The 25,326-nt window shown below is 68.9% G+C and carries 16 protein-coding genes and 1 pseudogene; 13 read left to right on the top strand and 4 right to left on the bottom strand.

Annotated features, from left to right (window positions below; translation table 11 throughout):
- Nucleotides 1–71 precede the first annotated feature (71 nt).
- From OZ671_RS09495 to OZ671_RS09480, 4 genes are all read left to right on the top strand, one after another.
- The gene (locus tag OZ671_RS09495) at nucleotides 72–944 is read left to right on the top strand and encodes a branched-chain amino acid ABC transporter permease (protein WP_268860529.1); all 873 of its coding nucleotides are present in this window, start codon (nucleotides 72–74) and stop codon (nucleotides 942–944) included.
- A gap of 3 nt (nucleotides 945–947) precedes the next feature.
- Nucleotides 948–1,925 (top strand): branched-chain amino acid ABC transporter permease, encoded by a 978-nt coding sequence (locus OZ671_RS09490; RefSeq protein WP_268860528.1) that lies wholly within the window; start codon nucleotides 948–950, stop codon nucleotides 1,923–1,925.
- A 157-nt stretch (nucleotides 1,926–2,082) separates the two neighbouring features.
- Nucleotides 2,083–2,874: an ABC transporter ATP-binding protein gene (locus OZ671_RS09485; RefSeq protein WP_268860603.1), complete on the top strand. Its 792-nt coding sequence runs from the start codon at nucleotides 2,083–2,085 to the stop codon at nucleotides 2,872–2,874.
- The gene (locus tag OZ671_RS09480) at nucleotides 2,861–3,562 is read left to right on the top strand and encodes an ABC transporter ATP-binding protein (protein WP_268860527.1); all 702 of its coding nucleotides are present in this window, start codon (nucleotides 2,861–2,863) and stop codon (nucleotides 3,560–3,562) included. Before OZ671_RS09485 ends, OZ671_RS09480 begins: the two co-directional genes overlap by 14 nt.
- A gap of 15 nt (nucleotides 3,563–3,577) precedes the next feature.
- Here the strand turns inward: OZ671_RS09480 and OZ671_RS09475 are convergent, their stop codons facing one another.
- Together OZ671_RS09475 and OZ671_RS09470 are read right to left on the bottom strand one after the other, a co-directional pair.
- Nucleotides 3,578–4,663 carry a PLP-dependent cysteine synthase family protein gene (locus OZ671_RS09475; protein WP_268860526.1) on the bottom strand — a complete coding sequence of 362 codons (1,086 nt, stop codon included), beginning with the start codon at nucleotides 4,661–4,663 and terminating at the stop codon, nucleotides 3,578–3,580.
- Between the two features lie 145 nt (nucleotides 4,664–4,808).
- The gene (locus OZ671_RS09470; protein ID WP_268860602.1) at nucleotides 4,809–6,101 is read right to left on the bottom strand and encodes an MFS transporter; all 1,293 of its coding nucleotides are present in this window, start codon (nucleotides 6,099–6,101) and stop codon (nucleotides 4,809–4,811) included.
- A 211-nt stretch (nucleotides 6,102–6,312) separates the two neighbouring features.
- Here OZ671_RS09470 and cyoA point away from each other — a divergent pair, with 211 nt between their 5' ends.
- From cyoA to OZ671_RS09435, 7 genes are read left to right on the top strand one after another with little or no spacing between them, the layout of a single operon-like run.
- Nucleotides 6,313–7,476: a ubiquinol oxidase subunit II gene (gene cyoA / locus OZ671_RS09465; protein ID WP_268860525.1), complete on the top strand. Its 1,164-nt coding sequence runs from the start codon at nucleotides 6,313–6,315 to the stop codon at nucleotides 7,474–7,476.
- Between the two features lie 22 nt (nucleotides 7,477–7,498).
- A complete protein-coding gene (cyoB, locus tag OZ671_RS09460; protein ID WP_268860524.1) occupies nucleotides 7,499–9,502 on the top strand; it encodes a cytochrome o ubiquinol oxidase subunit I in 2,004 nt (667 codons plus the stop codon).
- A gap of 34 nt (nucleotides 9,503–9,536) precedes the next feature.
- The gene (gene cyoC, locus OZ671_RS09455; RefSeq protein ID WP_268860601.1) at nucleotides 9,537–10,175 is read left to right on the top strand and encodes a cytochrome o ubiquinol oxidase subunit III; all 639 of its coding nucleotides are present in this window, start codon (nucleotides 9,537–9,539) and stop codon (nucleotides 10,173–10,175) included.
- On the top strand, nucleotides 10,172–10,546 hold the full coding sequence (gene cyoD / locus OZ671_RS09450) for a cytochrome o ubiquinol oxidase subunit IV (protein ID WP_038307969.1): 375 nt from the start codon (nucleotides 10,172–10,174) through the stop codon (nucleotides 10,544–10,546). The genes cyoC and cyoD overlap by 4 nt, the downstream gene beginning before the upstream one ends.
- Before the next feature lie 14 nt (nucleotides 10,547–10,560).
- Complete coding sequence (locus tag OZ671_RS09445; protein ID WP_442957066.1) at nucleotides 10,561–11,367, top strand: SURF1 family protein; 807 nt, start codon at nucleotides 10,561–10,563, stop codon at nucleotides 11,365–11,367.
- Entirely contained in the window at nucleotides 11,343–12,728 is a 1,386-nt protein-coding gene (locus OZ671_RS09440; protein ID WP_268860523.1) for an ATP-binding protein, read from the top strand. Before OZ671_RS09445 ends, OZ671_RS09440 begins: the two co-directional genes overlap by 25 nt.
- Nucleotides 12,718–13,251, top strand: a complete 534-nt coding sequence (locus tag OZ671_RS09435) for a response regulator transcription factor (protein WP_038307966.1) — start codon at nucleotides 12,718–12,720, stop codon at nucleotides 13,249–13,251. The genes OZ671_RS09440 and OZ671_RS09435 overlap by 11 nt, the downstream gene beginning before the upstream one ends.
- Nucleotides 13,252–13,341: 90 nt before the next feature.
- Here the strand turns inward: OZ671_RS09435 and OZ671_RS09430 are convergent, their stop codons facing one another.
- Together OZ671_RS09430 and OZ671_RS09425 are read right to left on the bottom strand one after the other, a co-directional pair.
- Nucleotides 13,342–15,477, bottom strand: a complete 2,136-nt coding sequence (locus OZ671_RS09430) for a TonB-dependent receptor (RefSeq protein ID WP_268860522.1) — start codon at nucleotides 15,475–15,477, stop codon at nucleotides 13,342–13,344.
- 190 nt (nucleotides 15,478–15,667) lie between these two features.
- Nucleotides 15,668–16,317 (bottom strand): annotated as a pseudogene (locus OZ671_RS09425) (LysE family translocator).
- A gap of 429 nt (nucleotides 16,318–16,746) precedes the next feature.
- Here OZ671_RS09425 and OZ671_RS09420 point away from each other — a divergent pair.
- Nucleotides 16,747–21,081 (top strand): autotransporter domain-containing protein, encoded by a 4,335-nt coding sequence (locus OZ671_RS09420; protein WP_268860521.1) that lies wholly within the window; start codon nucleotides 16,747–16,749, stop codon nucleotides 21,079–21,081.
- A 203-nt stretch (nucleotides 21,082–21,284) separates the two neighbouring features.
- A complete protein-coding gene (locus OZ671_RS09415) occupies nucleotides 21,285–25,241 on the top strand; it encodes an autotransporter domain-containing protein (protein ID WP_268860520.1) in 3,957 nt (1,318 codons plus the stop codon).
- Nucleotides 25,242–25,326: the final 85 nt, after the last annotated feature.

The raw sequence follows: 25,326 nt of genomic DNA, 5'->3' as shown, positions 1-25,326 counted from the left end.
CCTCGAACCACGGCTGCCCCCGATGCAGCGCAGCTCAACCCCGAAGTGATCAGCGTCGATACGGACCCTCCATGGCCGAATTTCTGCAGTTCGCCTTTTCCGGCCTCACCGTCGGCGCGGTCTATGCGCTGGTCGCGCTCGGCTTCACGCTGATCTACAATGCCTCCGACGTGGTCAATTTCGCGCAGGGCGAATTCGTCATGCTCGGCGGCATGACCACGGTGTTCCTGCATCTCGCCGGCGTGCCGGTGCCGCTCGCGGCGCTGGCGGCGATCGCCGTCACGACCCTCGTCGGCATCGGCCTGCACAAGCTCGCCATCGAGCCGGCGCGCGGCGCCTCGCCGGTGACGCTGATCATCATCACCATCGGCGCCTCGATCTTCCTGCGCGGCGCCGCGGCCATCGTCTTCGACAAGCGCTTCCACCAGCTGCCGCACTGGTTCGGCGACCAGCCGATCCGGGTCGGTGGCGCCTCGGTGCTGCCGCAGAGCCTGGTGGTGCTGGCGGGGGCGGCCGTCATCGTGGTGGCGCTCTGGGCCTTCTTCGAGCGCAGCCTGTTCGGCAAGGCGGTGCTGGCGACCGCCGCCAACCGGCTGGCCGCCAGGCTGCAGGGCATCGACACCGGCTTCGTCATCGGCTTTTCCTTCGCCGTGTCGGCGGCGATCGGCGCGATCGCCGGCGTGCTGGTCACGCCGGTCACGCTGACCAGCTACGATGTCGGCACGCTGATGGCGCTGAAGGGCTTCGCCGCGGCCATGCTCGGCGGCATGGGCAATCCGCTCGGCGCCGTGGTCGGCGGCCTCCTGGTCGGCGTCCTCGAAGCCTTCGGCGCCGGCTACCTGTCCTCGCAATACAAGGACGCGGTCGCCTTCATCGTCATTCTTGCCGTGCTGTTCGTCCTGCCCAACGGCCTGTTCGGGCGCAGCCGTGTCGAACGGGTTTGAGCCATGAGCGCCGCCAGTCCTCCGGTCCCCGCCGAAAAGCTCCGGCCGCGCCACGACAAGCTGGTGACGCTCGTCGTCCTGGCGCTGCTCGTGGCCCTGCCGCCGCTGGTCTTCCCATCGTCCTTCTACTACCGCGTCGGCGCCATCGTCTGGATCCTGGCGATCGCCGCCATCGGGCTCAACCTCCTGATGGGCTATGCCGGCCAGGTCAGCCTCGGCCATGCCGGCTTCGTCGGCATCGGTGCCTATGCGGTGGCGATCCTGCCGCAGCATTTCGGCGTTCACGGCCTTGCCGCCATGGCGATCGGCGCCGCCGTCTCGGCGCTGATCGCCTTCCTTGCGGGCCGGCCGATCCTGCGGCTGCGCGGCCATTATCTCGCGGTCGCCACGCTTGGTTTCGGCATCCTGATCGCCATGGTCTTCACCAACGAGGCGGCCTGGACCGGCGGGCCCGACGGCATGCGCGTGCCGCGGCTCGTGCTGTTCGACTGGCCGGTGCGCGGCTCGGACACCTGGTACTGGATCGGCGGAGCCACCATGATCCTTGCCGCATGGCTCGCGCTCAACCTCGTCGACAGCCCGACCGGCCGGGCGCTCCGCGCCATCCACGACTCGGAGGTGGCGGCCAAGGTGGTGGGCGTCGATGTCGGGCGCTACAAGCTGATCGTCTTCGTCATCTCGGCGGTCTATGCCTCGATCGCCGGCAGCTACCTCGCCCTGTTCGACGGCCACATCACGCCGGACGCCGCCGGCTTCCTCCGCTCGGTCGAGCTGGTCACCATGGTGGTCATCGGCGGCATGGGCTCGATCGTCGGTTCGGTGATCGGCACGGCCGTCATCGTCGTGCTGCCGCAGACGCTGACCTTCCTGTCCGACTACAAGCACCTGATGATCGGCGCCTTCATCATGCTGTTCATGATCTTCCTGCGCGCCGGCATCGTGCCGACCCTGAAGGACAAGCTGTTCAGGAGGTCCGCATGACCAATCCATTGCACCGAGCGGCCTCGACACCGCCTTCGGCGGTGCCGGCATGGGCACGCCGCTCGAAGCGAGCGGCCTCGACACCGCCTTCGGCGGTGCCGGCATGGGCACGCCGCTCGAAGCGAGCGGCCTCGACACCGCCTTCGGCGGTGCCGGCATGAGCGCGCTGCTCGAAGCGAACGGCCTCGGCATAGCCTTCGGCGGCGTGAAGGCCGTGGACGGGGTCTCGTTCAAGGCCCATGCCGGCGAGATCCTTGCCATTATCGGGCCGAACGGCGCCGGCAAGACCACCCTGTTCAACATGATCTCGGGCGTCTACCTGCCCGGCGCCGGCCAGGTGCTGATCGAAGGCGCCGACGTCACCGGCTTCGAGCCGCATCTGCTGGCGGCCCGGGGCCTGTCGCGCACCTTCCAGAACCTGCAGATCTTCTTCCGCATGAGCGCCGTCGAAAACGTCATGGTCGGCTGCCATCTGGGTGAGCGGCGCAGCGTTCTTGCCCATCTCTTCGCCCTGCCGTCGGTGACCCGGCAGAACCGCGAGAGCCGCGCGCGGGCGCTCGAACTGCTCGACCTCGTCGGCCTTGCCGACCAGGCCGACCGGTCCGCCGGGGCGCTGCCCTATGGCGCGCTGAAGCGGCTGGAAATCGCCCGCGCGCTCGCGACGCGGCCGAAGCTGGTCCTGCTCGACGAGCCGGCGGCCGGCTGCAATCCGGTCGAGACCGAGGACATCGACCGGGTGATCCAGGAGATCGCCCGGCGCGGCATGGGCGTCGTGCTCGTCGAGCACGACATGAAGCTCGTGATGAAGATCTCCAGCCGGATCCTGGTGCTCGACCACGGCAAGGCGCTGGCCGAGGGCAGCCCCGAGGCGGTCAGGAGCAATCCGGAGGTGGTCAAGGCCTATCTCGGCGGCCTCGGCGCAAGGGAGGCGGCGCATGCTCTCGGTTGACGCGGTCAGGTCCGGTTACGGCCGCATCGAGGCCCTGCACGGCGTCTCGCTGGAGGTGGCGGAAGGGGAGATCGTCACGCTGGTCGGCGGCAACGGCGCCGGCAAGACCACGCTGATGCGGGCGATCTCCGGCGTGCAGCCGGTAAGCGCGGGTTCGATCCGGTTCCGGGGCGAGGCCATCGACCGGGTCGACGCCCACAAGCGCGTCCGGCTCGGCATCGCCCAGGTGCCGGAGGGACGCCAGGTCTTCGCGCCGCTGTCGGTCGAGGACAATCTGCGGCTCGGCGCCTGGTCGCGCCGCGACGCCGATATCGCAGCCGATCTCGACGGCGTCTACCAGAGCTTCCCGGTGCTCCGCGACAAGCGCGCGCTGGCCGCTGGAGGCCTGTCCGGCGGCCAGCAGCAGATGCTCGCCATCGGCCGGGCGCTGATGGCGCGGCCGGCGCTGATCCTGCTCGACGAACCGTCCATGGGCCTCGCGCCCATCCTGGTCGAGCAGATCTTCGAGGTGATCGTCGGCCTCAAGGCCCGCGGCATCACCGTGCTGCTGGTCGAGCAGAACGCGTATCTCGCCCTGTCGATCGCCGATCGCGGCTATGTGCTGGAGACCGGTACGATCACCCATTCCGGCGCCGGCCGGGCGCTGATGGACGATCCCAGGGTGCGCGAGGCCTATCTCGGCCTCTGACGCGGCGGCACCGGTTCAGGCAAGCGCGGCCTCCACCTCGGCGATGCGCTCGGCCAGACCCGGGCCGAAGCGCCGCGCGACGCAGTCGTCGTCGAACAGCTCGGCATAACGCTCGCCGGAATCGCAGATGAGCGAGACGATGGAGCCGGCCTCGCCCGCGTCCGCCATGCGCCGGCGCAGGCGCAGCACGCCGATGAAATTGGTGCCGGTGGAGGGGCCGACGCGCCGGCCGAGACGGCCCGAGAGAACCCGCATGGCGGCGATGGAGTCGATATCCTCGACCGGCAGCATCTCGTCGATCACGTCGCGGATGAAGGACGGCTCGACGCGCGGGCGACCGATGCCCTCGATCCGGCTGCCGACCGGCGCGGCGAGGCCGCGGTCGCCGCTCGCATGATAGGCCGTGAACACGGAATTTTCCGGGTCGGCCACGGCGATGCGGGTCGGGTGCCGGCGGTAGCGCACGAAGCGGCCGAAGGTCGCCGAGGTGCCGCCCGTGCCGGCGCCGACGACGATCCAGGCGGGAATGCCGTGCCGCTCGTGGGCCATCTGGGTGAAGACGGATTCGGCGATATTGTTGTTGCCGCGCCAGTCGGTCGCCCGCTCCGCGAAGGTGAACTGGTCCATGAAATGGCCGCCGGTTTCCGCGGCCAGCCGATGCGAGGCGGCATAGACCGCGTCGGCGGCGTCGACGAGATGCAGCCGGCCGCCATAGAAGGCGATCTGCGCGCATTTTTCCGCCGAGGTCGTGCGCGGCACCACGGCGACGAAGGGCAGGCCGAGCAGGCGGGCGAAGTAGGCCTCGGAAATGGCGGTGGAGCCGGACGAGGCCTCGATGACCGTGGTGCCCTCGCGGATCCAGCCGTTGCACAGCGCGTAGAGGAACAGCGAGCGGGCGAGCCGGTGCTTCAGGCTGCCACTCGGATGGGTCGACTCGTCCTTGAAGAAGATGTCGACGTCGCCTGCCATCGGCAGGCTGACGAGATGGGTATCGGCGGATCGGGCGAAATCCGCCTCGATCCTCGAAATGGCGGCATCGAGCCAGGCGCGGGACACGGCGCTTCTCCCCCAAGCAGGGTGCCTGCGGGCCGGCACCTCCATCAAAGCTTGTCGGCGAAGCGCGGCCGCCTGGCAAGCGCCGCCGGCGCGATGGCCGCGGTCGTGGCGTTCCAACTGGCTTGCGCGTCAGCGCGTCCGGTTCATCGGTCGCAGAGTTCGAGCTGCCTTGCGCGTCAGCGCTTCCGGCTCACCGGTCGTAGAGTTCGAGCTGCCGGTTGATGCCGAGGGCGGCCAGCGTGCAGAGCGCGCCGGAGAGCAGATAGGCGCCGGACATCAGCAGGCCGAAATGGCTCGACAGCAGCAGCGCCACCAGCGGCGCGAAGCCGGCGCCGAACATCCAGGCGAGGTCCGAGGTCAGCGCCGAGCCCGTATAGCGATAGGCCCTGGAGAAGCTGGAGGCGATGGCACCCGAGGACTGGCCGAAGGAGAGGCCGAGCAGGATGAAGCCGACGACCATGAAGACGAGCTCGCCGACATCGCCGCCGTCGAGCAGCTGCGGCGCGAAGCCGCTGAAGGCCGCGATCGCGACCGCCGAGGCGCCGAGCAGGTTGCGCCGGCCGACGCGATCGGCGAGCGGGCCCGAGGCGACGATGGCGACGACGCCGATGGCCGCGGCGATCATCTCGATGACCAGGAAGCGGGCCGGGCCCTGCTGGGTGAACAGGAACACCCAGGACAGCGGGAAGACCGTGACCATGTGGAACAGGGCGAAGCTCGCGAGCGGCGCGAAGGCGCCGATCAGCACGTTGCGGCCCTCGGCCTTGACGGTCGCGCGGATCGAGGTCGGCTGCAGCTCGCCGCTGTCGAACAGGTGGACATATTCCGGCGTCACCACGATGCGCAGGCGCGCAAACAGCGCCACCACATTGATGGCGAAGGCGACGAAGAACGGGTAGCGCCAGCCCCAGCTCAGGAAATCCTCGGCCGAGAGATTGCCGACGAAGAAGGCGAACAGGCCGCTCGCTACGATGAGGCCGAGCGGCGCGCCGAGCTGCGGGATCATCGCATACCAGCCGCGCCGGGCCTGCGGCGCGTTGAGCGCCAGCAGCGAGGCGAGGCCGTCCCAGGTGCCGCCGAGCGCGATGCCCTGGCCGATGCGGAACAGGGCGAGCAGCATGGCCGAGGCATGGCCGATCTGTTCGTAGCCGGGCAGGAAGGCGATGGCGACGGTCGCGCTGCCGAGCAGGAACAGCGCGATGGTCAGCTTCGCGCCCTTGCCGTGGGCGCGGTCGACGGCCATGAAAATGGCGGTACCGAGCGGTCTCGCCACGAAGGCGAGCGCGAAGATCGCGAAGGAATAGACCGTGCTGGTCAGCGCGTCGACATAGGGAAAGACCAGCTTCGGGAACACCACGACGGAGGCGATGGCGTAGACGAAGAAGTCGAAGAATTCCGACGTCCGCCCGAGGATCACGCCAATCGCGATCTCGCCGGGCCTGGCGCCGTGGGCGGCCCCCGACGGTGTCGCCCCGCTCTGCATCGGGAGTGACGGCGATGCGGCGATATCAGCGCTCATGGGACCTTCAGCTCCTCGAAATTCCGGGCGGCCGGGCCCGGCGAATGGGATCTGCGCCGTCTCTAGGCCCGGAACAGGTGTCAAGGGCATTGGGCAAATTGTCCAATGTCATCGATGCTGCAGTGCAGCTAACGACACGCGAAACTCAGTGCCGCCTTCCGCCCAGGGGTCCGTCTTGAGCCGTTTTCGCGCCTTTGCCCTGCTGCCGCTGTTCGCCATGCTCGGCGCCTGCAACTTCGTCGTGCTGAAGCCGGCCGGCGACATCGCCGCCCAGCAGCGCGACCTGGTGCTGATCTCGACGGCGCTGATGCTGCTGATCATCATTCCCGTCATGGCGCTGATCGTCCTGTTCGCCTGGCGCTACCGCCAGTCCAACACCACGGCACGCTACGAGCCGGACTGGGACCACTCGACCCATCTCGAGCTGGTGATCTGGGCCGCACCGCTGTTCATCATCATCTGCCTCGGCGCGCTCACCTGGATGGGCACGCATCTGCTCGATCCGTTCCGCCCGCTCGGGCGCATCACCCAGAGCCAGCCGGTCAAGCCGGAGACGCGCTCGCTCGAGGTGAACGTCGTCGCGCTCGACTGGAAATGGCTGTTCATCTATCCGGAATATGGCATCGCCACCGTCAACGAGCTCGCGGCGCCCGTCGATCGCCCGATCAATTTCCGCATCACCTCCTCCTCGGTGATGAACTCCTTCTACATCCCCGCGCTCGCCGGCCAGATCTATGCCATGCCGGGCATGGAAACCAAGCTGCACGCCGTCATCAACGCGCCCGGCAGCTATCGCGGCTTCTCGGCCAACTATAGCGGCGCGGGCTTCTCCGGCATGCGCTTCGCTTTCCTCGGCATGACCACGGCCGATTTCGACCGATGGGTCGCCGAGGTCAAGGCGGGCGGCGCGCTGAACCGCCAGGGCTATCTGGAGCTCGAGCGGCCGAGCGAGAACGAGCCGGTCCGGCGCTACGGCACGGTCGAGGCCGGGCTCTACCGGGCCATCCTCAACATGTGCGTCGAGCCCGGCAAGATGTGCATGAGCGAGATGATGGCGCTCGACGCCAAGGGCGGGCTCGGCCTTGCCGCTGCCCGCACGGTGCTGCCGCTGCAATACGACAAATATGTCCGGCGCGGCGCGTTCGGGGCGGAGCGCTCCTACGTGCCGGCCTTCTGCGCGCCGGAGGACGTCGCCCAGCTCAGCTTCGAGCCGCCGGTGTCACGTCCGGCCAATGCCTCGCCGCTGCGCGGGGCGGGCCTGCCGCGACCCTCCTTCGCCCCGGTCCGCCAGCCGACGGTCTCCTCGCTCGAGGAGATCAGGCGTTCGCCCAATTCCTGATCTCCAAAAGGGCGCTGCCGCCATGTTCGCCGATCCCTCCTTCCTCAAATTGATCTTCGGGCGCCTGACGCTCTCGTCCCTGCCGCTGCACGAGCCGATCGTCGTCGGCACCTTCGCGGTGGTCGCCCTCGGCGGCATCGCGCTGGTCGGCGTGCTGACCTATTTCAAGCTGTGGGGCTATCTCTGGCGCGAGTGGTTCACCACCGTCGACCACAAGCGCATCGGCATCATGTACATGGTGCTCGGCATCGTCATGCTGCTGCGCGGCTTTGCCGACGCCATCATGATGCGGCTGCAGCAGGCCATGGCCTTCGGCGGTTCGGAGGGCTATCTCAACGCCCATCACTACGACCAGATCTTCACCGCGCACGGCGTGATCATGATCTTCTTCGTGGCCATGCCGCTGGTCACGGGCGTGATGAACTATGTCGTGCCGCTGCAGATCGGCGCGCGCGACGTGTCCTTTCCCTTCCTCAACAATTTCAGCTTCTGGATGACCACGGCCGGCGCCGTGCTGGTGATGGCGTCGCTGTTCGTCGGCGAGTTCGCCCGCACCGGCTGGCTCGCCTATCCGCCGCTGTCCAATATCGGCTACAGCCCGGATGTCGGGGTCGACTACTACATCTGGTCGCTGCAGATCGCCGGCGTCGGCACGACATTGTCGGGCATCAACCTCATCGCCACCATCATCAAGCTCAGGGCGCCGGGCATGACGATGATGCGCCTGCCGGTGTTCACCTGGACCTCGCTCTGCACCAACGTCTTGATCGTCGCATCCTTCCCGGTGCTGACCGCGGTGCTCGCGCTGCTGTCGCTCGACCGCTATTTCGGCACCAACTTCTTCACGAACGACTTCGGCGGCGATCCGATGATGTACGTGAACCTCATCTGGATCTGGGGCCATCCGGAGGTCTACATCCTGATCCTGCCGGCCTTCGGCATCTTCTCCGAGGTGACCTCGACCTTCTCGGGCAAGCGCCTGTTCGGCTACACCTCGATGGTCTACGCCACCATCGTCATCACCATCCTCGCCTATCTCGTCTGGCTGCATCACTTCTTCACGATGGGCTCGGGCGCCAGCGTGAACTCGTTCTTCGGCATCACGACGATGATCATCTCGATCCCGACGGGCGCGAAGATCTTCAACTGGCTGTTCACGATGTATCGCGGCCGCATCCGCTTCGAGGTGCCGATGATGTGGACGGTGGCCTTCATGCTCACCTTCGTCATCGGCGGCATGACCGGCGTGCTGCTGGCGGTGCCGCCGGCCGACTTCGTGCTGCACAACAGCCTGTTCCTGGTCGCCCATTTCCACAACGTGATCATCGGCGGCGTGCTGTTCGGCCTGTTCGCCGGCATCGCCTACTGGTTCCCCAAGGCCTTCGGCTTCAAGCTCGATCCGTTCTGGGGCAAGGTGTCGTTCTGGTGCTGGGTCTCGGGCTTCTATTTCGCCTTCATGCCGCTCTACGTGCTCGGCCTGATGGGCGTGACGCGGCGGCTGCGCCATTTCGACGATCCGGCCCTGCAGATCTGGTTCGTGGTCGCGGCCTTCGGCGCGGTGCTGATCCTCTTCGGCATCCTCGCCTTCCTGGTCCAGCTCTATGTCAGCTTCCGCCGGCGCGAGGCGCTGCGCGACGTCACCGGCGACCCCTGGAACGGCCGGACCCTGGAATGGTCGACGTCCTCGCCGCCGCCCGACTACAACTTCGCCTTCACCCCGGTCGTGCACGACAACGACGCCTGGTGGGACATGAAGCGGCGCGGCTATGTCCGTCCGCTGGAAGGCTTCAAGGCCATCCACATGCCGAAGAACACCGGCGCCGGCATCATCCTGGCGGGTATCAGCACCGTCTTCGGCTTCGCCATGATCTGGTACATCTGGTGGCTGGCGGCGCTGTCCTTCGTCAGCCTGGTCGCGGTCGCGATCGGCCACACCTTCAACTACCGCCGCGACTTCCACATCCCCGCCGACGAGGTCGTACGGGCGGAGGCCGAGCGGACCCGGCTGCTCTCGGCAGGGGCCTGACGCCATGACCACGACCACCATCGAAGCGACGACGATGCATCCGGCGGCCACGGCCGCCGGTCCGGGCGGTCCGCAGACCCCGGTCTTCTTCCAGAAGGACGAGCACGAGCACGCCGAGGGCGGCAGCACCATGCTCGGCTTCTGGATGTATCTGATGAGCGATTGCCTCATCTTCGCGGTGCTGTTCGCGACCTATGGCGTGCTGGGCGGCAAATATGCCGCGGGGCCGGCGCCGAAGGACCTGTTCGACCTGAAGCTGGTGGCGCTCAACACCGCCATGCTGCTCATCTCGTCGATCACCTACGGCTTCGCCATGCTCACCATGGTCAAGGGGCGCGTCGGCCAGACCCAGTTCTGGCTGGCGGTGACGGGCCTGTTCGGCCTCGCCTTCCTCGGCATCGAGCTCTACGAGTTCGCCCACCTGATCCACGAAGGCGCGACGCCCCAGCGCAGCGCCTTCCTCTCGGCCTTCTTCACGCTGGTCGGCACCCACGGCCTGCACGTCACCTTCGGCCTCATCTGGCTGGTGACGCTGATGGTCCAGGTCGCCCAGCACGGCCTGATCGAGGCCAACCGCCGCCGGCTGATGTGCCTCAGCATGTTCTGGCACTTTCTCGACGTCATCTGGATCGGCGTCTTCACCTTCGTCTACCTGATGGGGATGCTCAGATGAGCTCTGATGCGCACCACCACGCGAGCGGCGAGCATGACCACGGCGCCGGCCACGGCTCGTTCAAGGGCTATCTGACCGGCTTCCTCCTGTCGGTCGTGCTCACCGCCATTCCGTTCTGGCTCGTCATGACCGGCGCGCTCGGCAGCAACCAGGCGACCGCCATCGCCATCACCGTCTTTGCGGCGGTGCAGGTCGTCGTGCACATGGTGTTCTTCCTGCACATGGACACCCGGGCCGAGGGCGGCTGGACCATGATGGCCCTGATCTTCACGCTGATCGTCGTCGGCATCACGCTTGCCGGCTCGCTGTGGGTCATGTTCCACCTGACCACCAACATGATGCCGACCCACGACATGGGCACGATGCGATAGGCCGGGAGGTGACCGTGTCAGCCGGCCAGCCCCAGCGGCGTTCGCTCGCAGCCCTTGCCGGCATCGGGCTCGCCTGCGCGCTCGCGGCCGGCCTGTTCGCCGGGCTCGGCGTCTGGCAGATCGAGCGCCGCGCCTGGAAGCTTCAGCTGATCGAACGTGTCGACCAGCGCATCCATGCCGCTCCGGTCGCCGCTCCCGGCCCCGCGGACTGGGCGGGCGTCTCGCCCGCCGCCGACGAATACCGGCGGGTGCGCGTTTCCGGCCGTTTCCTCAACGGGCAGGAGAGCCAGGTGCAGGCGGTGACGGACCATGGCCGCGGCTACTGGGTGCTGACGCCCCTGGAGACCGGGGAGGGCTTCACCGTGCTGGTCAATCGCGGCTTCGTGCCGGCCGAGCGGCGGGCGCCGGCGAGCCGCGCCTCGGGCCAGCCCGAGGGACCGGTCACGGTGACCGGCCTCGTCAGGATGACCGAGCCGAACGGCGCCTTCCTGCGCAGCAACGATCCCGCCGCCGGGCGCTGGTTCTCTCGCGATGTCGCGGCCATCGCCGCGGCGCGCGGGCTCGGCACGGTCGCGCCCTATTTCATCGATGCCGAACCGATGCCCGGCGGCGCCGATCGGCCGATCGGCGGCCTGACCGTGATCACCTTCCCGAACAATCATCTCATCTATGCGCTCACCTGGTTCACCCTCGCGCTGATGGCTCTGGCGGCCGGCGTCTTCGTCGCGCGCGACGAATGGCGGCGCCGCGCCGACCCGCATAGGATAAGGCCGGCCGGCAGCGGCGAAGGGGCGCGATGCGCGACGGGATCGACATTCTGAACCGATGGATCGGCGCCGCCCCGCCGGGCGTCGCCGCGAGCCCGGCCGCTGGCGCCGCGGGCCCGGCGCCGGTCGACCATACGGCCGACCACACCGCCAACCGCAAGAACATGCTGCTGCTCATCCAGCTGCGCTGGATGGCGGTAGTCGGGCAGGTGGTGACGATCGCGGTCGTCGCGCTGGCGCTCGGCATCGCGCTGCCGCTGGCGCCGATAGCGCTGGTGCTGGCGGCCCTCGTCGCGCACAACCTGGCGAGCCTCGCCTGGCTGAGGCGCCGGACCGATGTCGGCAACAGCGTGCTGTTCATGACTCTGCTGCTCGACGTGCTGGCGCTCACCGCCCAGCTCTATCTGAGCGGCGGGGCCAGCAATCCCTTTACCGGGCTCTATCTCCTGCAGGTCATCCTCGGCGCCGTGCTGCTCGATGCGCGCTCGACCTGGGCGCTGGTGCTGGCGACTGGCGCGAGCTTCATCGGCCTCACCCTGTTCTACCGGCCGCTCGCCCTGCCGCAACATGCCTTCACCGACACGGTCGGCCTGCACATTGCCGGCATGTTCGTCTGTTTCGTGCTCGACGCGATCCTGCTGGTCATCTTCGTCACGCGCGTCAGCCGCAACCTGCGCGAGCGCGACGCGAGTCTGGCGGCGCTCCGCCAGCATGCGGTCGAGGAGGACCATATCGTGCGCATGGGCCTTCTCGCCTCGGGCGCCGCCCACGAGCTCGGCACGCCCCTGTCCTCGCTTTCGGTGATCCTCAGTGACTGGCGCCGCATGCCCCGCCTGATGCAGGACGAGGAGCTCGCCCAGGAGATCGGCGAGATGGAGGCCGCCGTCCAGCGCTGCAAATCGATCGTCACGGGCATTCTCCTGTCGGCGGGCGATGCGCGCGGCGAGGCGCCGCGGGTGACGACCGTCAACCGTTTCCTGGACGAGCTCGTGGCCGAATGGCGCGGTGCCCGCGCGGTGACCACGCTCAGCTATCAGAACGGCTTCGGCGAGGACGTGCCGGTCGTTTCGGATTCGGCCTTGAAGCAGGTGCTGTTCAGCGTGCTCGACAATGCGCTTGAGGCCTCGCCCGACTGGCTGCGCTTTGTCGTCGGCCGCAATGGCGATACCCTTGTGCTGCGCGTCAGCGATGCCGGGCCGGGCTTCGCGCCGGAGATGCTCGCCCGGTTCGGCAAGCCCTATCACTCCACCAAGGGCCGCCCGGGCGGCGGGCTCGGCCTGTTCCTGGTGGTCAATGTCGTGCGCAAGCTCGGCGGGGTCGCCTCGGCACGCAACGGGCCGAACGGCGGCGCCGTGGTGACGCTCGAACTGCCGCTCGCAACGCTGACCATGGGAGGTCGCAAGGATGCCGGCTGACCGTCTGCTCGTGATCGTCGAGGATGATGCCGGCTTCGCCCGGACGCTGAAACGTTCGTTCGAACGCCGCGGCTACGAGGTGCTGCTGGCGACCGGCCTCGACGACCTCTCCGCCCTGCTCGGCGAACACGATCCGGGCTATGCGGTGGTCGACCTGAAGCTTGCCGGCGCCTCGGGCCTTGCCTGCGTGGAAAAGCTGCATGCGCACGACGCCGGCATGCTGATCGTTGTGCTGACCGGCTATGCCAGCATCGCGACCGCCGTGGAGGCGATCAAGCTCGGCGCCTGCCACTATCTCGCCAAGCCGTCCAATACCGACGACATCGAGGAGGCCTTCAGCAAGGCGACCGGCGATGCCGGCGTCGCGCTGTCGGAACGGCCGACCTCGATCAAGACGCTCGAATGGGAGCGCATCCACGAGACGCTGGCCGAAACCGGCTTCAACATTTCCGAAACCGCCCGGCGGCTCGGCATGCATCGCCGTACGCTCGCCCGCAAGCTCGAGAAGCGGCAGGTGAAGTAGGGGCGCCGGACCATTCGCGGCCGGGCTCCGCGCCCCGCGCGGACCGTGAACCACGGGCCTTGACGCGATGCGCCGATCCGGAGCCGCGCCTCAGAACCGCACCGTCGCGAACAGCCGCACCGAGCGGCCGGGCATGGCCACCTCGTCCTTGCGGAAGGAGACGGCGTTGCGGATCGTCTCGTCGAGCAGGTTGGTGCCGACCAGCCCGAAGGTGACGTCCTTGATCGCCTGGTTCTTCAGCGCCATGCGGTAGCTGAGCTCGGCGTTCAGCAGGTTGTAGCCCGGGGTCGGCGTTTCGTGCGAGGCGATCTCATTCTGCGCGAAGGCGTGCAGCAGGCTGACGCGCGCGAACCAGTTGTCGTTGCGCCAATAGAGGCCGCCGCCGAGCCGGTGCGGGGGAATGCGCGGCACGTTGGTGCTGTCGGCGAAACGGGCGCGGACGAAGTCGTACTGTGCCTCGACGCCGAAAGTGCCGGACCCGAGCGGGCCGATATCGAGCTGGCCGCGCAGCTCGGCGCCGTAGAAGGTCGCGTCCTGCTGGCTGAACACCACCTGGTTGAACTCGCCCTCGCCCGCGCCGCAGGAGGCGAAATCCTCGCCGCAGCGCGCGCCGGTCAGGCGCTTGTAGATGAAGCCGGAATAGCGCGTGTAATAGGCCGAGGCGTCGAAGCGGAACGGCCCCTGGGCCCGCCGAAGGCCGACCTCGATGGTGGTGGCCGCCTCCCGGCGCAGGTTCGGGTCGCCGATCTCGAAGGTGCCGGAGGCTTCGTGCGGCCCCTTGGAGAACAGTTCCTGGGCGCGCGGCGCGCGTTCGACATATTGGCCGGTCAGGCTGCCGACGAAGCCGAAGGGCAGGTCCTGCAGCAGGCCGAGGCTGACGCTCATGGGCGCGAAGTTGCGCACCCGCGCCTGTTCGAGCGGCCAGCCCGGCGCGCCGACATAGTCGCCGGGGAAGCGCGCCTCCGTGCCGCCGACACGCACGCTCTCGATCCGGAACGCGGCCTGCAGGCGGGTCGAGGACGTCAGCGCCAGTTCGTTGAACAGGAAGGCGGCGGCGGTGCGGGTATTGGTCGGCGCCAGCAGGCCGCCGGCTTCGCCCGCCGTGCCGAGGGTCGATGCGCCGAACTGCACGCCGAGCACCGAGCTCAAAGGTCCGAGCGGGGTCGCGAGCGGCTGGAACTGGGTTTCGACCCGGCCCTCGATCTCACGCTGGCGGAAGGTGGCGTGGGTCTGGAAGCGGCCGTCGTCCAGCCCGTCCTCGTTGTGCCGGTAGAGCGAGCCGCCGACCCAGAAGCGCAGGGCCGCGATGACCGGACTGTCGAAGCGGAATTCGCCCTTGGAGGTGATGCGTGTCTGGATGAGGTCGATGCGCGTGCGGTGCTCGGCCGGTTCGACGCCGGGCAGGCCGTAGAGGCTGCGGACCTGCGAGATGGCGGCGCCGACATAGCCGTTGTCGAAGAAATAGGAGGCGCCGAAGGAGCCGCCGAGGGTATTGGCGAAGCTGTTGGCCTGGCGGCCGCCCGGCACGGCATAGTCGCCGGCATTGCGGCCGTAGACATCGGCCGAATAGGCCCAGTTGCCCGACCGGCCGCGGATCTGCGCGGCGCCGTCGAAACCGTTGTCGCCCGAGCCGAAGCCGCCGCGCATCATGCCCGACACGCCCTCCGGGCCGAGCCGGGTCGGGATCCGCTCGTTGGTGACGTTGACGACGCCGCCGATCGCCGCCGAGCCGAAGCGCAGCGCCGCCGGTCCGCGGATCACCTCGATGCGCTCGGCCGCCAGCGGGTCGATCGGCACCGCGTGATCCTCGGAGAGATCGGAGACGTCATGCGCGCCGATGCCGTTTTCCTGGATGCGCACGCGCGCATTGTCGAGGCCGCGGATGATCGGCCGGCTGACCGCGCCCGGCGCGAAGCCGCTGCCGGTGATGCCCGGCAGCGTGAACAGCTGGTCACCGAGGGTTGCCCCGCCATTGCGCTGGATGTCGCGCTCGTTGAGCACGGTGACCGGCACGAAGGCACGGTCGATGACCGTGAGCTGGCCCTCGGTGAGGCCGCTCGCATCGGGTGGCGTCGGCCGGCGCGGCGCCTCGATCAGGATCTCCGGCAGGGCGACCTGGCTCGACGCGGTCTGGGCGGCGGCCGGTGCGGAGATGGCGGACAGCGCGAGCACGGACAGGGCGAGGCGACCGAGCGGGGAGGACCCGGCAGCAGGCAAAAGGGGCATGTGAGGCTTCTCCCGGCAGGCGCTGTCTCGTGCGAGTTATGTAATAACGTTACATACAACGAAAGCGGGCCTGTCAAGCATGGCCGCGGCGTTTCGCACCGGGCATGCGGCGGAGCGATGCCGGATGGACGTCAGGCCCGGCGTTTGACGGCCACAGAGGCCGGTCGCCGCGCCTCGGCCGCCGGGACCGTCAACCGGCGGGGCGCCTGGCGAGGGCCAGGCCGAAGCCGAGCGCGATCATCGCGCCGCCCGATGTTTCGCGCAGCCGGCGGACCAGATTGGGCCGTGTGGCGGCACTGTCCCGGATGCCGCTGGCGGCGAAGGCGACGACGATGTCCGCGAGGGTGTTGAGCACGACCGACACGAAGCCGAGGACGACGAACTGCAGGGCGACGGACCCTGCCGACGGGTCGACGAATTGCGGGATGAAGGCAAGGAAGAAGGCGGCGGTCTTGGGGTTGAGCGCCTCGACCAGGACGCCTTCGCGGAAGGCGCGCGGGGCGCCGAGCGGCGGCGCCGCCGGACCTCCGGCCAGGCGACGGCAGCCTCGCGGCGCGCGGCCAGGAGGGTGCGCAGGCCGAGCCAGACGAGATAGCCGGCGCCGATCAGCTTCAGCGCCGTGAACAGCTCCGCGCTCGCCAGCACGATGGCGGACACGCCGAGGCTGCCGGCGAGGACATGGACCATGCCGCCGAGACCCGTGCCGAAGCTGGAGGCGATGCCTTCCGCGCGGCCGCCGGCAAGCGTCCGCGCCGCGACGTAGAAGATGCCCGGCCCGGGCGTGACGGCAAGCAGGAAGGCCGCGGCGACATAGAGGGCGAGCTGGCTGAGATCCGGCATGATGGATGGGTCCAGATAAGGTGTTGCGCGAACGGCCGATGGGCCATCCCACGCGGGAGAGAGAAGCCAAAATCGCGGCTGGACGCAAATGTTCGCAACGAAGCGCCTGATGGGTGTGAGGCATTCCGGCACAGATCGCCGATTTCGCAGCCTTACCCCCTGGCAAATGCCAGCAGCGGCTCAGGCGATTTTCGGCTTGGCTGCTTCCGGCAGGGCATGTTTCGTGCCGCCGGCGAGGACAATTCGGACGCTATGACCAGATCGGGTGTGGATGTCGGCTGCATGGGGGCCGCGCGCGCGGCCATGCAAATTCCGGGAAGCAGGAAAAGGTTTTCGCATCATGGGCCGCGCCGGTCGGCTCCGAGAGCGCGTTCGCGCCTGACGCTGTGCGAGACGAGCGCGCTGTCGCCTTGCGGGCTTTCCCTGCTGGTGCTCGCCGCGCTTGGGCTTGGGACCGATCCGGCGCGTGCACAGTGCGCACCGTCGGGCGGATCGAACTACGTCTGCTCCGGCCCCAATACGACGACGCAGTCGATCAATGCTGCCGACGTGGCGGTGACGACGACGCCGGGCTTCGGTGTCGACCTGGGCGCATCGAACGGCAATGGGCTGGCGATCATCGGTGCAGGCCAGCTCAGCTACATCGATACCAACGCCGCCACGATCACCGGCGGTAACGCTTACGGCGACTCCGGGCTGCTCATCTGGTCGACAGGCAATAACGGTCCGACGCTGGGGTCCGTGACCGTCGATACCGGCGGAGCGATTACCGGCTACCACGGCATCTCCGTTTCGAACAGCGGCGGCGGCCTCACCAGCGTGACTGCGGGGGGAGTGGTTACCGGCCTGTCCGGCGAAGGCATTTCCGTCATCAATGGCGCGGCCGCCAGTGGTCTCACCGTGCGCGCCGCGACCGTCACCGGCGCCACATCCGGCATCGTGGCCTACAACAATGGCACCGGCGCGACACTGGTAATGGCGTCGGGACAGGTGACCGGGACCGGCCGCTACGGCATCTTCGCAAGCAATGCTGCCAGCGCGGGCGACTTGACCATCGACGCCGCTGCGGTGACGGGCGGTATATCCGGCATCTACGCGGAGAACCGGGGCAGCGGCGCGACGCTGGTGACGGCTTCCGGCAATGTCGAGGGCACGCAGAACTACGGCATTCTCGCGGTCAACGGCACGGCGAATTTGAGAACCGACGGCACGCTTCAGTCCGCCACTCCGGGCACGGCCAATGGCTTGACCGTCGCTGTCGGCACGCTGGCGAACCCGGCAACGGCCACGGGCGGCATGACCGGCATCTACGCCTACAACAACGGCACCGGCGCGACTGAGGTGACCGCGACGGGACAGGTGACCGGCACGAACGGGGCCGGTCTCTTCGCGCTGAACGGCGCGGGGGCGACGAGCCTGACGGTCAATGCCGGCGCGGTTCTTGGCGGAACGGATGGGATCTTCGCGACCAACCGCGGCAGCGGTGCGACCTCCGTGGCTGCGACGGGGTCGGTGGTGGGCACTGCCGGCTACGGCATTTTCGCCCAGAACGATACGGCCGCGACGACGCTGACGGTCACGGCCGCATCGGCGACGGGCGGGCTCGCCGGCATCTATGCCGACAATCAGGGCACGGGCGCCACGCTGGTTACCGCCACCGGGCCGGTGAGCGGGACGGGGGGCGCTTTCGGCCTGTTCGCGCTCAACGGCGCGACCGCAACGTCCCTTACCGCCGAGGTGGCCGCGGTCAACGGCGCGATCAACGGCATCACCGCCGAGAACCGGGGCAGCGGCGCCACGCGGGTGACCGCCGCCGGCGCGGTGACGGGAACGAGCGGGACCGGCATCGAAGTCCAGAACGGCGCCGGAGCAACCGATCTGGCCGTCGGCGCTACGGCCGTCAGCGGCCGTTTCAGGGGCATCGACGTCTTCAACAGCGGCACCGGCAACACCCTCGTCGTCGCCTCAGGCCTGGTCGCCGGCGCCAATGATGCCGGCATCAATGTCGTCAACAATCCTGGTGCCAATCATCTGACCATCGAGGCGGCGGCCGTCACCGGCGGCCTCACCGGCATCCTCGCGCGCAACAACGGCCATGGCGACACCAGTGTGACGGCGACCGGCGACGTCGTCGGCACCGCGCGGCGCGGTCTCGATGTCTACAACAACAGTTCGGCGGGTGGTCTCACCGTCCATGCAGCCTCCGTCACGGGCGGGATCGACGGCATCTTCGTCGAGAACCGCGGTGCGGGCACGACCCTCGTCACCGCGAGCGGCTCGGTGATCGGCGCGCAACTCCATGGTATCGCGGCGACCAATGGCCAGTTCCTGGCCAATCCCGACGGCACCTTCGACGGTCTCGGTTCCGGTCCCGCGGGCGACCTGAGCGTCAGGGCCGCTGCGGTGAGCGGCGGCGTCACCGGCATCCTGGCCGCCAATGGCGGGAGCGGCGCGACCTATGTGACCGCCACCGGCCTGGTGAACGGTGGCAGCGGCGAGGGTATCAGCGCGCTCAACGGCCCGGCCGCCGGCAAGCTCAGCATCGATGCGGCCGCCGTCAGCGGCGGCGGCACGGGCATTCTCGCTCGCAACAGCGGCACCGGTTCGACCCTGGTGACGGCATCCGGCCCGGTGGTCGGGACGAGTGGCGACGGCATCGCGGCGACCAACGCGGCGACCGCGGGTGCTCTCACCATCCATGCCAGGGCCGTCACCGGCGGCAATTACGGCATCTATGCCAGCGGTGGCGGGGCCGGCGCGACCGAGGTCACCGCCACGGGGCCGGTCGTCGGAACCGGCGCGAGCGGCATCTTCGTTCTCAACGGAGCGGCGACCACTGGCCTGACCGTGACGGCCGAGGCTGTCTCGGGCGCTCGCTATGGTGTTTCGGTCGGCAATTTCGGCACCGGCCCGACCCGCATCGCCACGAGCGGGCTGGTGGAAGGCGGCATGGGGGCCATCTTTGCAGGTTCCGCGGGCCAGCCGATCGAGATCACCACCAACGGCCTCGTCCGCAACCTCTCCGGCCTGTCGGCGAGCCTTGCGATCGAGACCTCGGGCGGACTGGTGACCTATACCAATGCCGGCGGCCTGATCGGCACCGTGAAGTTCGGTGTGGGCGCCCACACCATGGCCAACGACGCCGCCTGGAACACGGCCGGCGGCACCAGCCAGTTCGGCGGCGGCGCGCTCACCAATGCCGCAGGCGTCGCGATCATCGCAGCGTCGGGAAGCGGCGCGCCCGTCACCACCACGTTCGAGGGCCTTGCAAGCTTCGTCAATCGCGGTCTGCTGGTCATGGCCGATGGCGTCGCCGGCGACATCGTCAGGCAGACCGGCGGCGGCGCGCGCTTCGAAGCCGGGTCGCTGCTCGCCGTCGACATCGACCGGACCGGCCGGGCCGACCGCTTCGCCAGCGCGGGCGCCGTCTCCCTCACCGGCGCGACGCTTGCCGTGAACGGCGCCGGCGGCATCGCTACCTATGGCACGCGCTATACGGTGGTGAGTGCCGATGGCGGCCTCACCGGCCGCTTCGCCTCGGTCAGCGGCCTGCCGGCCGATACCGCCTTCCTGACCATGCGCGACACCTATGACGCCAACAATGCCTATCTCGAGGTTCAGAAGTACCGGACCTTCGCCAGCGCCGGCCTGACGCGCAATCAGATCGCCACGGCCGGCGGGCTCGACAGCCTCGGGCCTGGCCCGCTTGTCGGGGTCGTTGCCGGCTTCACCAGCGATGTCGCGGCGCGGGCCGCCTTCGACCTGGTGTCGGGCGAGATCCATGCCTCGGCCAAGGCGGCGCTGATCGAGGACAGCGGTTTCTTGCGCGAAGCCGCGATCGGCCGGCTCAGATCGGCCTTCGGGACCGTCGCTGCGGCCTCAGCACCCGTCAACATGGCCGATATCAACGGCCGGCTGGTCGCGGTCGCGCCGACCACCGAGCGCTTCGCCATCTGGGGCCAGGGTTATGGCGCCTGGGGCAGGACCAATGGCGACGGCAATGCCGCGCGCCTTAGTCACTCCACCGGGGGCTTCTTCTTAGGCTTCGACGGGCCGCTGCTCGACACCTGGCGCATCGGCCTCCTCGCCGGCTACAGCCGCACCAGCTTCAATGTCCGGGACCGGGCCTCGTCCGGCGCCAGCGACAACTACCATCTCGGCGCCTTTGCCGGCACGCAATGGGGACCCATCGGCCTGCGCTCGGGCCTCGCCTTCACCTGGCACGAGCTTGCGACGACGCGGACGGTGGCCTTTGCCGGCTTCGGCGACATGCTCAGGGCGCGCTACGGCGCACGCACCTTCCAGGCCTTCAGCGAGGCCGGCTATCGGATCGACGCCTTCGGCGCGGCCTTCGAGCCCTTTGTCAATCTCGCCCATGTCAGCCTTGCCACCGATGCCTTCAGCGAAACCGGCGGCGCGGCGGCGCTGACGGGCGAGGGGCGGACCACCGCCACGACGTTCACGACGCTGGGCCTGCGCGCCTCGGCGAGCTTCATGATCGGCGGCATCGGCGCGACCGCGCGCGGCACGCTCGGCTGGCGTCATGCCTTCGGCGCTGTGCTGCCGCTCGCCACCAACGCTTTCGCGGGCGGGGCGGGCTTCACGGTCGCCGGCGTGCCGATCGCGCGCGACGCCGCCGTCATCGAGGCCGGGCTCGACTTCGCCCTGTCGCCGGCGGCTACGCTCGGCGTCGGCTATGCCGGCCAGATCGCCGGCAGCGCCCAGCAGCACGGCTTCAAGGGCAGCCTGGCCGTCCGGTTCTGACGGCGGCGCGCCGGGCGTGGCTGCTCAGGTGTCAAAGCCGCAGTTTCCGGTGTGTCCGTCGGGCCACAGATCGTGCCGGAGCGGCCACATCCCTGGCAAATGCCAGTAGCGGCGCAGCGCCCTTTGCCATGGCCTTGTTCGCGACATCGGCCGGCGCGCTTCGGCCTGCGAGGGGAAGACGACACACCATGACGATGCCAGGCATGAACAGCCCGAACCATTCCGCAGCGGCGGAAGCGGCAGGGACGATCCGGGCCGTCCGGATGTCGCTGTCGGGCTTCCTGCGCGGTACGACGGCGCTTCACTCCTGCGGCTTGCCCTTTGTCGCATTGACGGCGCTTGGCCTCTCGACGATGCCTGCGACGGCACAATGCGCATCGACCGGCGGCTCGGCCTATTCCTGCTCCGGCGCCAATACGACGACACAGACGATCCTTGCGAACAATGCCGCCGTCACCACGGTTCCGGGTTTCGGCGTCGATACGACTGTTTCCGGCGGCCACGGGCTCACGATCGGCGGTGCCGGCGCGCTCAGCTACATCGACGGCAACAGTTCTTCCATCGTCACAGGGATGGGTGGCGCCGGTTTGGTCGTGACGGTCACCGGTGATGACGGGCCGACCGCGGGATCGGTCGTCATCCAGACCAATGGGACGATCAGTGCCGCCAACGGCGCCGGCGGCGTGATGGTGATCAATGCCGGCAGCGGCGCGAACGATGTGACGGCGACCGGGGAGGTGACGGGCGGCGCCTATGGCATCTTCGCTCTTGGCGGCGGCGGCACCACGGTGAAGGCAGGCGTCGTGACCGGCGGCACCTACGGCATCTATATCGACGGGCAGGGCACCGGAGCGGTCAGCGCGGCGGCGACCGGCCAGGTGACGGGCACATTGCTCGACGGCATCCGGATCTTCAACACGGCCACCGGCAGTTCGGTGACGGTGAACGCGACCGGTGTCAGCGGCGGCCTTGCCGGCATTTCCGCGGAAAACCGCGGGGCCGGCGCAACTCTGGTGACGGCGTCAGGCGACGTCGTCGGTGCACGCACCTACGGGATTCTCGCCGCCAACGGCACCGTCGCCTTCAATCCCGACGGGACGGTGGCGTCGGTGGCGGCCGGTGCGGCGAGCGGATTGACCGTCAATGCCGCGACCGTCACAGGGGCCATCACCGGCATCTATGCGTCGAACCAGGGAACGGGTGCGGCCCTTGTCACGGCGACGGGCCTCGTGACCGGCACCGCCGAAACCGGCATTTTTGTGAGCGCGGGCGCCGGTGCCGGCGCCGTCACCGTCAATGCGGCATCCGTCACCGGTGGGCGGGACGGCCTACAGGTCCTGAATGGCGGCACCGGTACCACCGTGGTGACCGCGAGCGGACAGGTGACCGGCAGCGGCAATTACGGTATTCTCGCCGTCAACAGCGGGGCCGCAACCGATCTGACCGTTCAGGCCGCCGGTGTCAGCGGCGTCCTCGGCGGCCTGACCGCGGCCAATAACGGCACGGGCAATACCTTTGTCACCACGACCGGCCACGTCACCGGCGACGGCTACGCGATCGCCGCGGCGCATGCCACGACGGCCGGCAATATCACCGTGCGCGCGGCGTCCGCCGCCGGCGGGGTCATCGGGCTCTTTGTCGTCAACCAGGGCCGAGGCGCGACCGATGTCGCCGCCACGGGCGATGTTGTCGGCAGCCAGAACTACGGCATCCTCGCCATGAATGGCGTGCCGACCGCCAATCCCGACAATACCATCGCCTCCGTGGCGCCTGTGTCGGCGACGGACCTGAAGGTGACGGCGACAGCCCCGGTCAGCGGCGGCGTGACCGGCATCTATGCCAGCAACTACGGAACCGGCGCGACCGTCGTCACCGCTACCGGCCTCGTGACCGGCATCGGCAGCACGGGCATCTTCGTCGAGAACGGCGCGACCGCCGGCAATCTGACGCTGAACGCGGCCGCGGTGACGGGTCGGGTCTTCGGCATCGACGTGGTGAACAAGGGGACCGGCGACACGCTCATCAATGCCACCGGGCAGGTCACCGGGACGCTCAGCATCGGCATCGTGGCGCGCAACGAGCCGACGGCGCACGGGCTGACGGTGAACGCCACGGCCGCGAGCGGCGACAAGGAGGGCATCGGCGCCGTCAATGACGGAACGGGTGATACCAGCGTGACCGCGACCGGCCCGGCGACGGGCAACCAGCTCTACGGCATCAACGTCACCAACGGAGCCGCGGCCGGGCGGCTGACGGTGAACGCCGCCGCGGCGAGTGGCGGCATCAGCGGCATCAACACCTTCAACCAGGGTACCGGGCCGACCAGCATCACCACCAGTGGCCTCATCGAGGGCGGCACCAGCGCGATCGCGGCAAGCTCGGCCGGCCAGCCGATCACGATCAACGCCAACGGCCTGACACGCAATGCCTCGGGGCTTTCGACCAGCCTTGCCATCGAGGTCTCCGGCGGGCCGGCGATGTTGACCAATGGCGGCACGCTCGTCGGCACCGTGCTCTTCGATGCCGGCGCGCACAGCATGGCCAATAACGGCGCCTGGAACAGCGCCGGCGGCACCAGCCAGTTCGGCGGCGGCGTGCTCGTGAACGGCGTCGGCGGCACGCTCATTGCCGCTTCGGGCGGCGGCGCGCCCGTCACCACCGTGCTCGACGGTCTCGGCAGCCTGACCAATCGCGGGCTGATCACCATGGTCGATGGGGTTACCGGCGACATCCTCAGGCAGACCGGCGGCAATGCGGTGCTGCAGTCCGGCTCAGTCCTGGCGATCGATGTCAGCGGCACCAGCCAGTCCGATCGTTTCGTGACCACGGGAACCGCCACGCTCACCGGGTCGACCCTTTCCGCAAAAGCGCCGGGGCTGCTGTCGGTCGGCAGCCGCTACACGGTGCTCACCGCCGATGGCGGCGTCATCGGCACCTTCGGATCGGTGACCGGCGGCAGCGCCTTCCGTGTGCTGCGCGACAGCTATGACGCCAACAATGCCTATCTGGACGTGGTCGGCCGCGCCTTCGTCGAGGCGGCTGCGACGCGCAATCAGGTCGCGACCGCCCGGGCGCTCGACATGATCGCGCCGAGCGGACCACTCTACGACGCCATCATGGCACTGCCGACCGATAGCGCGGCGCGCGACGCCTTCGACCGGCTCTCCGGCGAGATCCATGCCTCGGCCAAGACGGCGCTGATCGAGGACAGCGGCTTCCTGCGCGAAGCCGCGATCGGCCGGCTCAGATCGGCCTTCGGGACCGTCGCTGCGGCCTCAGCACCCGTCAACATGGCCGATATCAACGGCCGGCTGGTCACGGTCGCGCCGACCACCGAGCGCTTCGCCATCTGGGGCCAGGGTTATGGCGCCTGGGGCAGGACCAATGGCGACGGCAATGCCGCCGGCTTAAAACATTCCACCGGGGGCTTCTTCTTAGGGTTCGACGGGCCGGTGCTCGATACCTGGCGCATCGGCCTCCTCGCCGGCTACAGCCGCACCAGCTTCAATGTCCGCGACCGGGCCTCGTCCGGGACGAGCGACAACTACCATCTCGGCGCCTTTGCCGGCACGCAATGGGGGCCGATCGGCCTGCGCTCGGGCCTCGCCTTCACCTGGCACGAGCTTGCGACGACGCGGACGGTGTCCTTTGCCGGCTTCGGCGACCTGCTGAGGGCGCGCTACGGTGCTCGCACCTTCCAGGCTTTCGGCGAGGCCGGCTACCGGATCGATGCCTTCGGCGCGGCCTTCGAGCCCTTCGTCAGTCTCGCCCATGTCAGCCTTGCCACCGATGCCTTCAGCGAAACCGGCGGCGCGGCGGCACTGACCGGCGAAGGGCGGACCACCGCCACGACGTTCACGACGCTCGGCCTGCGCGCCTCGACGTCCTTCATGCTGGGGAGCGTCAGCACCACGGCGCGCGGCACGCTCGGCTGGCGTCATTCCTTCGGCGCGGTGCTGCCGCTCGCCACCAACGCTTTCGCGGGCGGGGCGGGCTTCACGGTCGCCGGCGTGCCGATCGCACGCGACGCCGCCGTCATCGAGGCCGGGCTCGACTTCGCCCTGTCGCCGGCCGCGACGCTCGGCGTCAGCTATGCCGGCCAGATCGCCGGCAGCGCCCAGCAGCACGGCTTCAAGGGCAGCCTGGCCGTCCGGTTCTGACGGCGGCGCGGTTGCCGCCCGGTCGCCGATCGACGCCTGGACGTCAGGTTCGTTGGCCCGCTAGCATTCGTCACCTGGGCGCTGA

This window comes from Phreatobacter sp. AB_2022a (assembly GCF_026847585.1).
GTDB lineage: Bacteria > Pseudomonadota > Alphaproteobacteria > Rhizobiales > Phreatobacteraceae > Phreatobacter.
The sequence above is the reverse complement of the archived record's forward strand: the minus strand, read 5'-3'. Positions and strand labels throughout refer to the sequence as shown.

Excerpts from the sequence above, each read along its gene's own strand:
- cyoB (WP_268860524.1), top strand. The coding sequence starts at position 7,499 with ATGTTCGCCGATCCCTCCTTCCTCAAATTGATCTTCGGGCGCCTGACG.
- OZ671_RS09440 (WP_268860523.1), top strand. The coding sequence starts at position 11,343 with ATGCGCGACGGGATCGACATTCTGAACCGATGGATCGGCGCCGCCCCG.
- OZ671_RS09495 (WP_268860529.1), top strand. The coding sequence starts at position 72 with ATGGCCGAATTTCTGCAGTTCGCCTTTTCCGGCCTCACCGTCGGCGCG.
- cyoD (WP_038307969.1), top strand. The coding sequence starts at position 10,172 with ATGAGCTCTGATGCGCACCACCACGCGAGCGGCGAGCATGACCACGGC.
- OZ671_RS09485 (WP_268860603.1), top strand. The coding sequence starts at position 2,083 with ATGAGCGCGCTGCTCGAAGCGAACGGCCTCGGCATAGCCTTCGGCGGC.
- OZ671_RS09480 (WP_268860527.1), top strand. The coding sequence starts at position 2,861 with ATGCTCTCGGTTGACGCGGTCAGGTCCGGTTACGGCCGCATCGAGGCC.
- OZ671_RS09470 (WP_268860602.1), bottom strand. The coding sequence starts at position 6,101 with ATGCAGAGCGGGGCGACACCGTCGGGGGCCGCCCACGGCGCCAGGCCC.
- OZ671_RS09435 (WP_038307966.1), top strand. The coding sequence starts at position 12,718 with ATGCCGGCTGACCGTCTGCTCGTGATCGTCGAGGATGATGCCGGCTTC.
- OZ671_RS09430 (WP_268860522.1), bottom strand. The coding sequence starts at position 15,477 with ATGCCCCTTTTGCCTGCTGCCGGGTCCTCCCCGCTCGGTCGCCTCGCC.
- cyoC (WP_268860601.1), top strand. The coding sequence starts at position 9,537 with ATGCATCCGGCGGCCACGGCCGCCGGTCCGGGCGGTCCGCAGACCCCG.
- OZ671_RS09475 (WP_268860526.1), bottom strand. The coding sequence starts at position 4,663 with ATGGAGGTGCCGGCCCGCAGGCACCCTGCTTGGGGGAGAAGCGCCGTG.
- OZ671_RS09415 (WP_268860520.1), top strand. The coding sequence starts at position 21,285 with ATGAACAGCCCGAACCATTCCGCAGCGGCGGAAGCGGCAGGGACGATC.
- OZ671_RS09490 (WP_268860528.1), top strand. The coding sequence starts at position 948 with ATGAGCGCCGCCAGTCCTCCGGTCCCCGCCGAAAAGCTCCGGCCGCGC.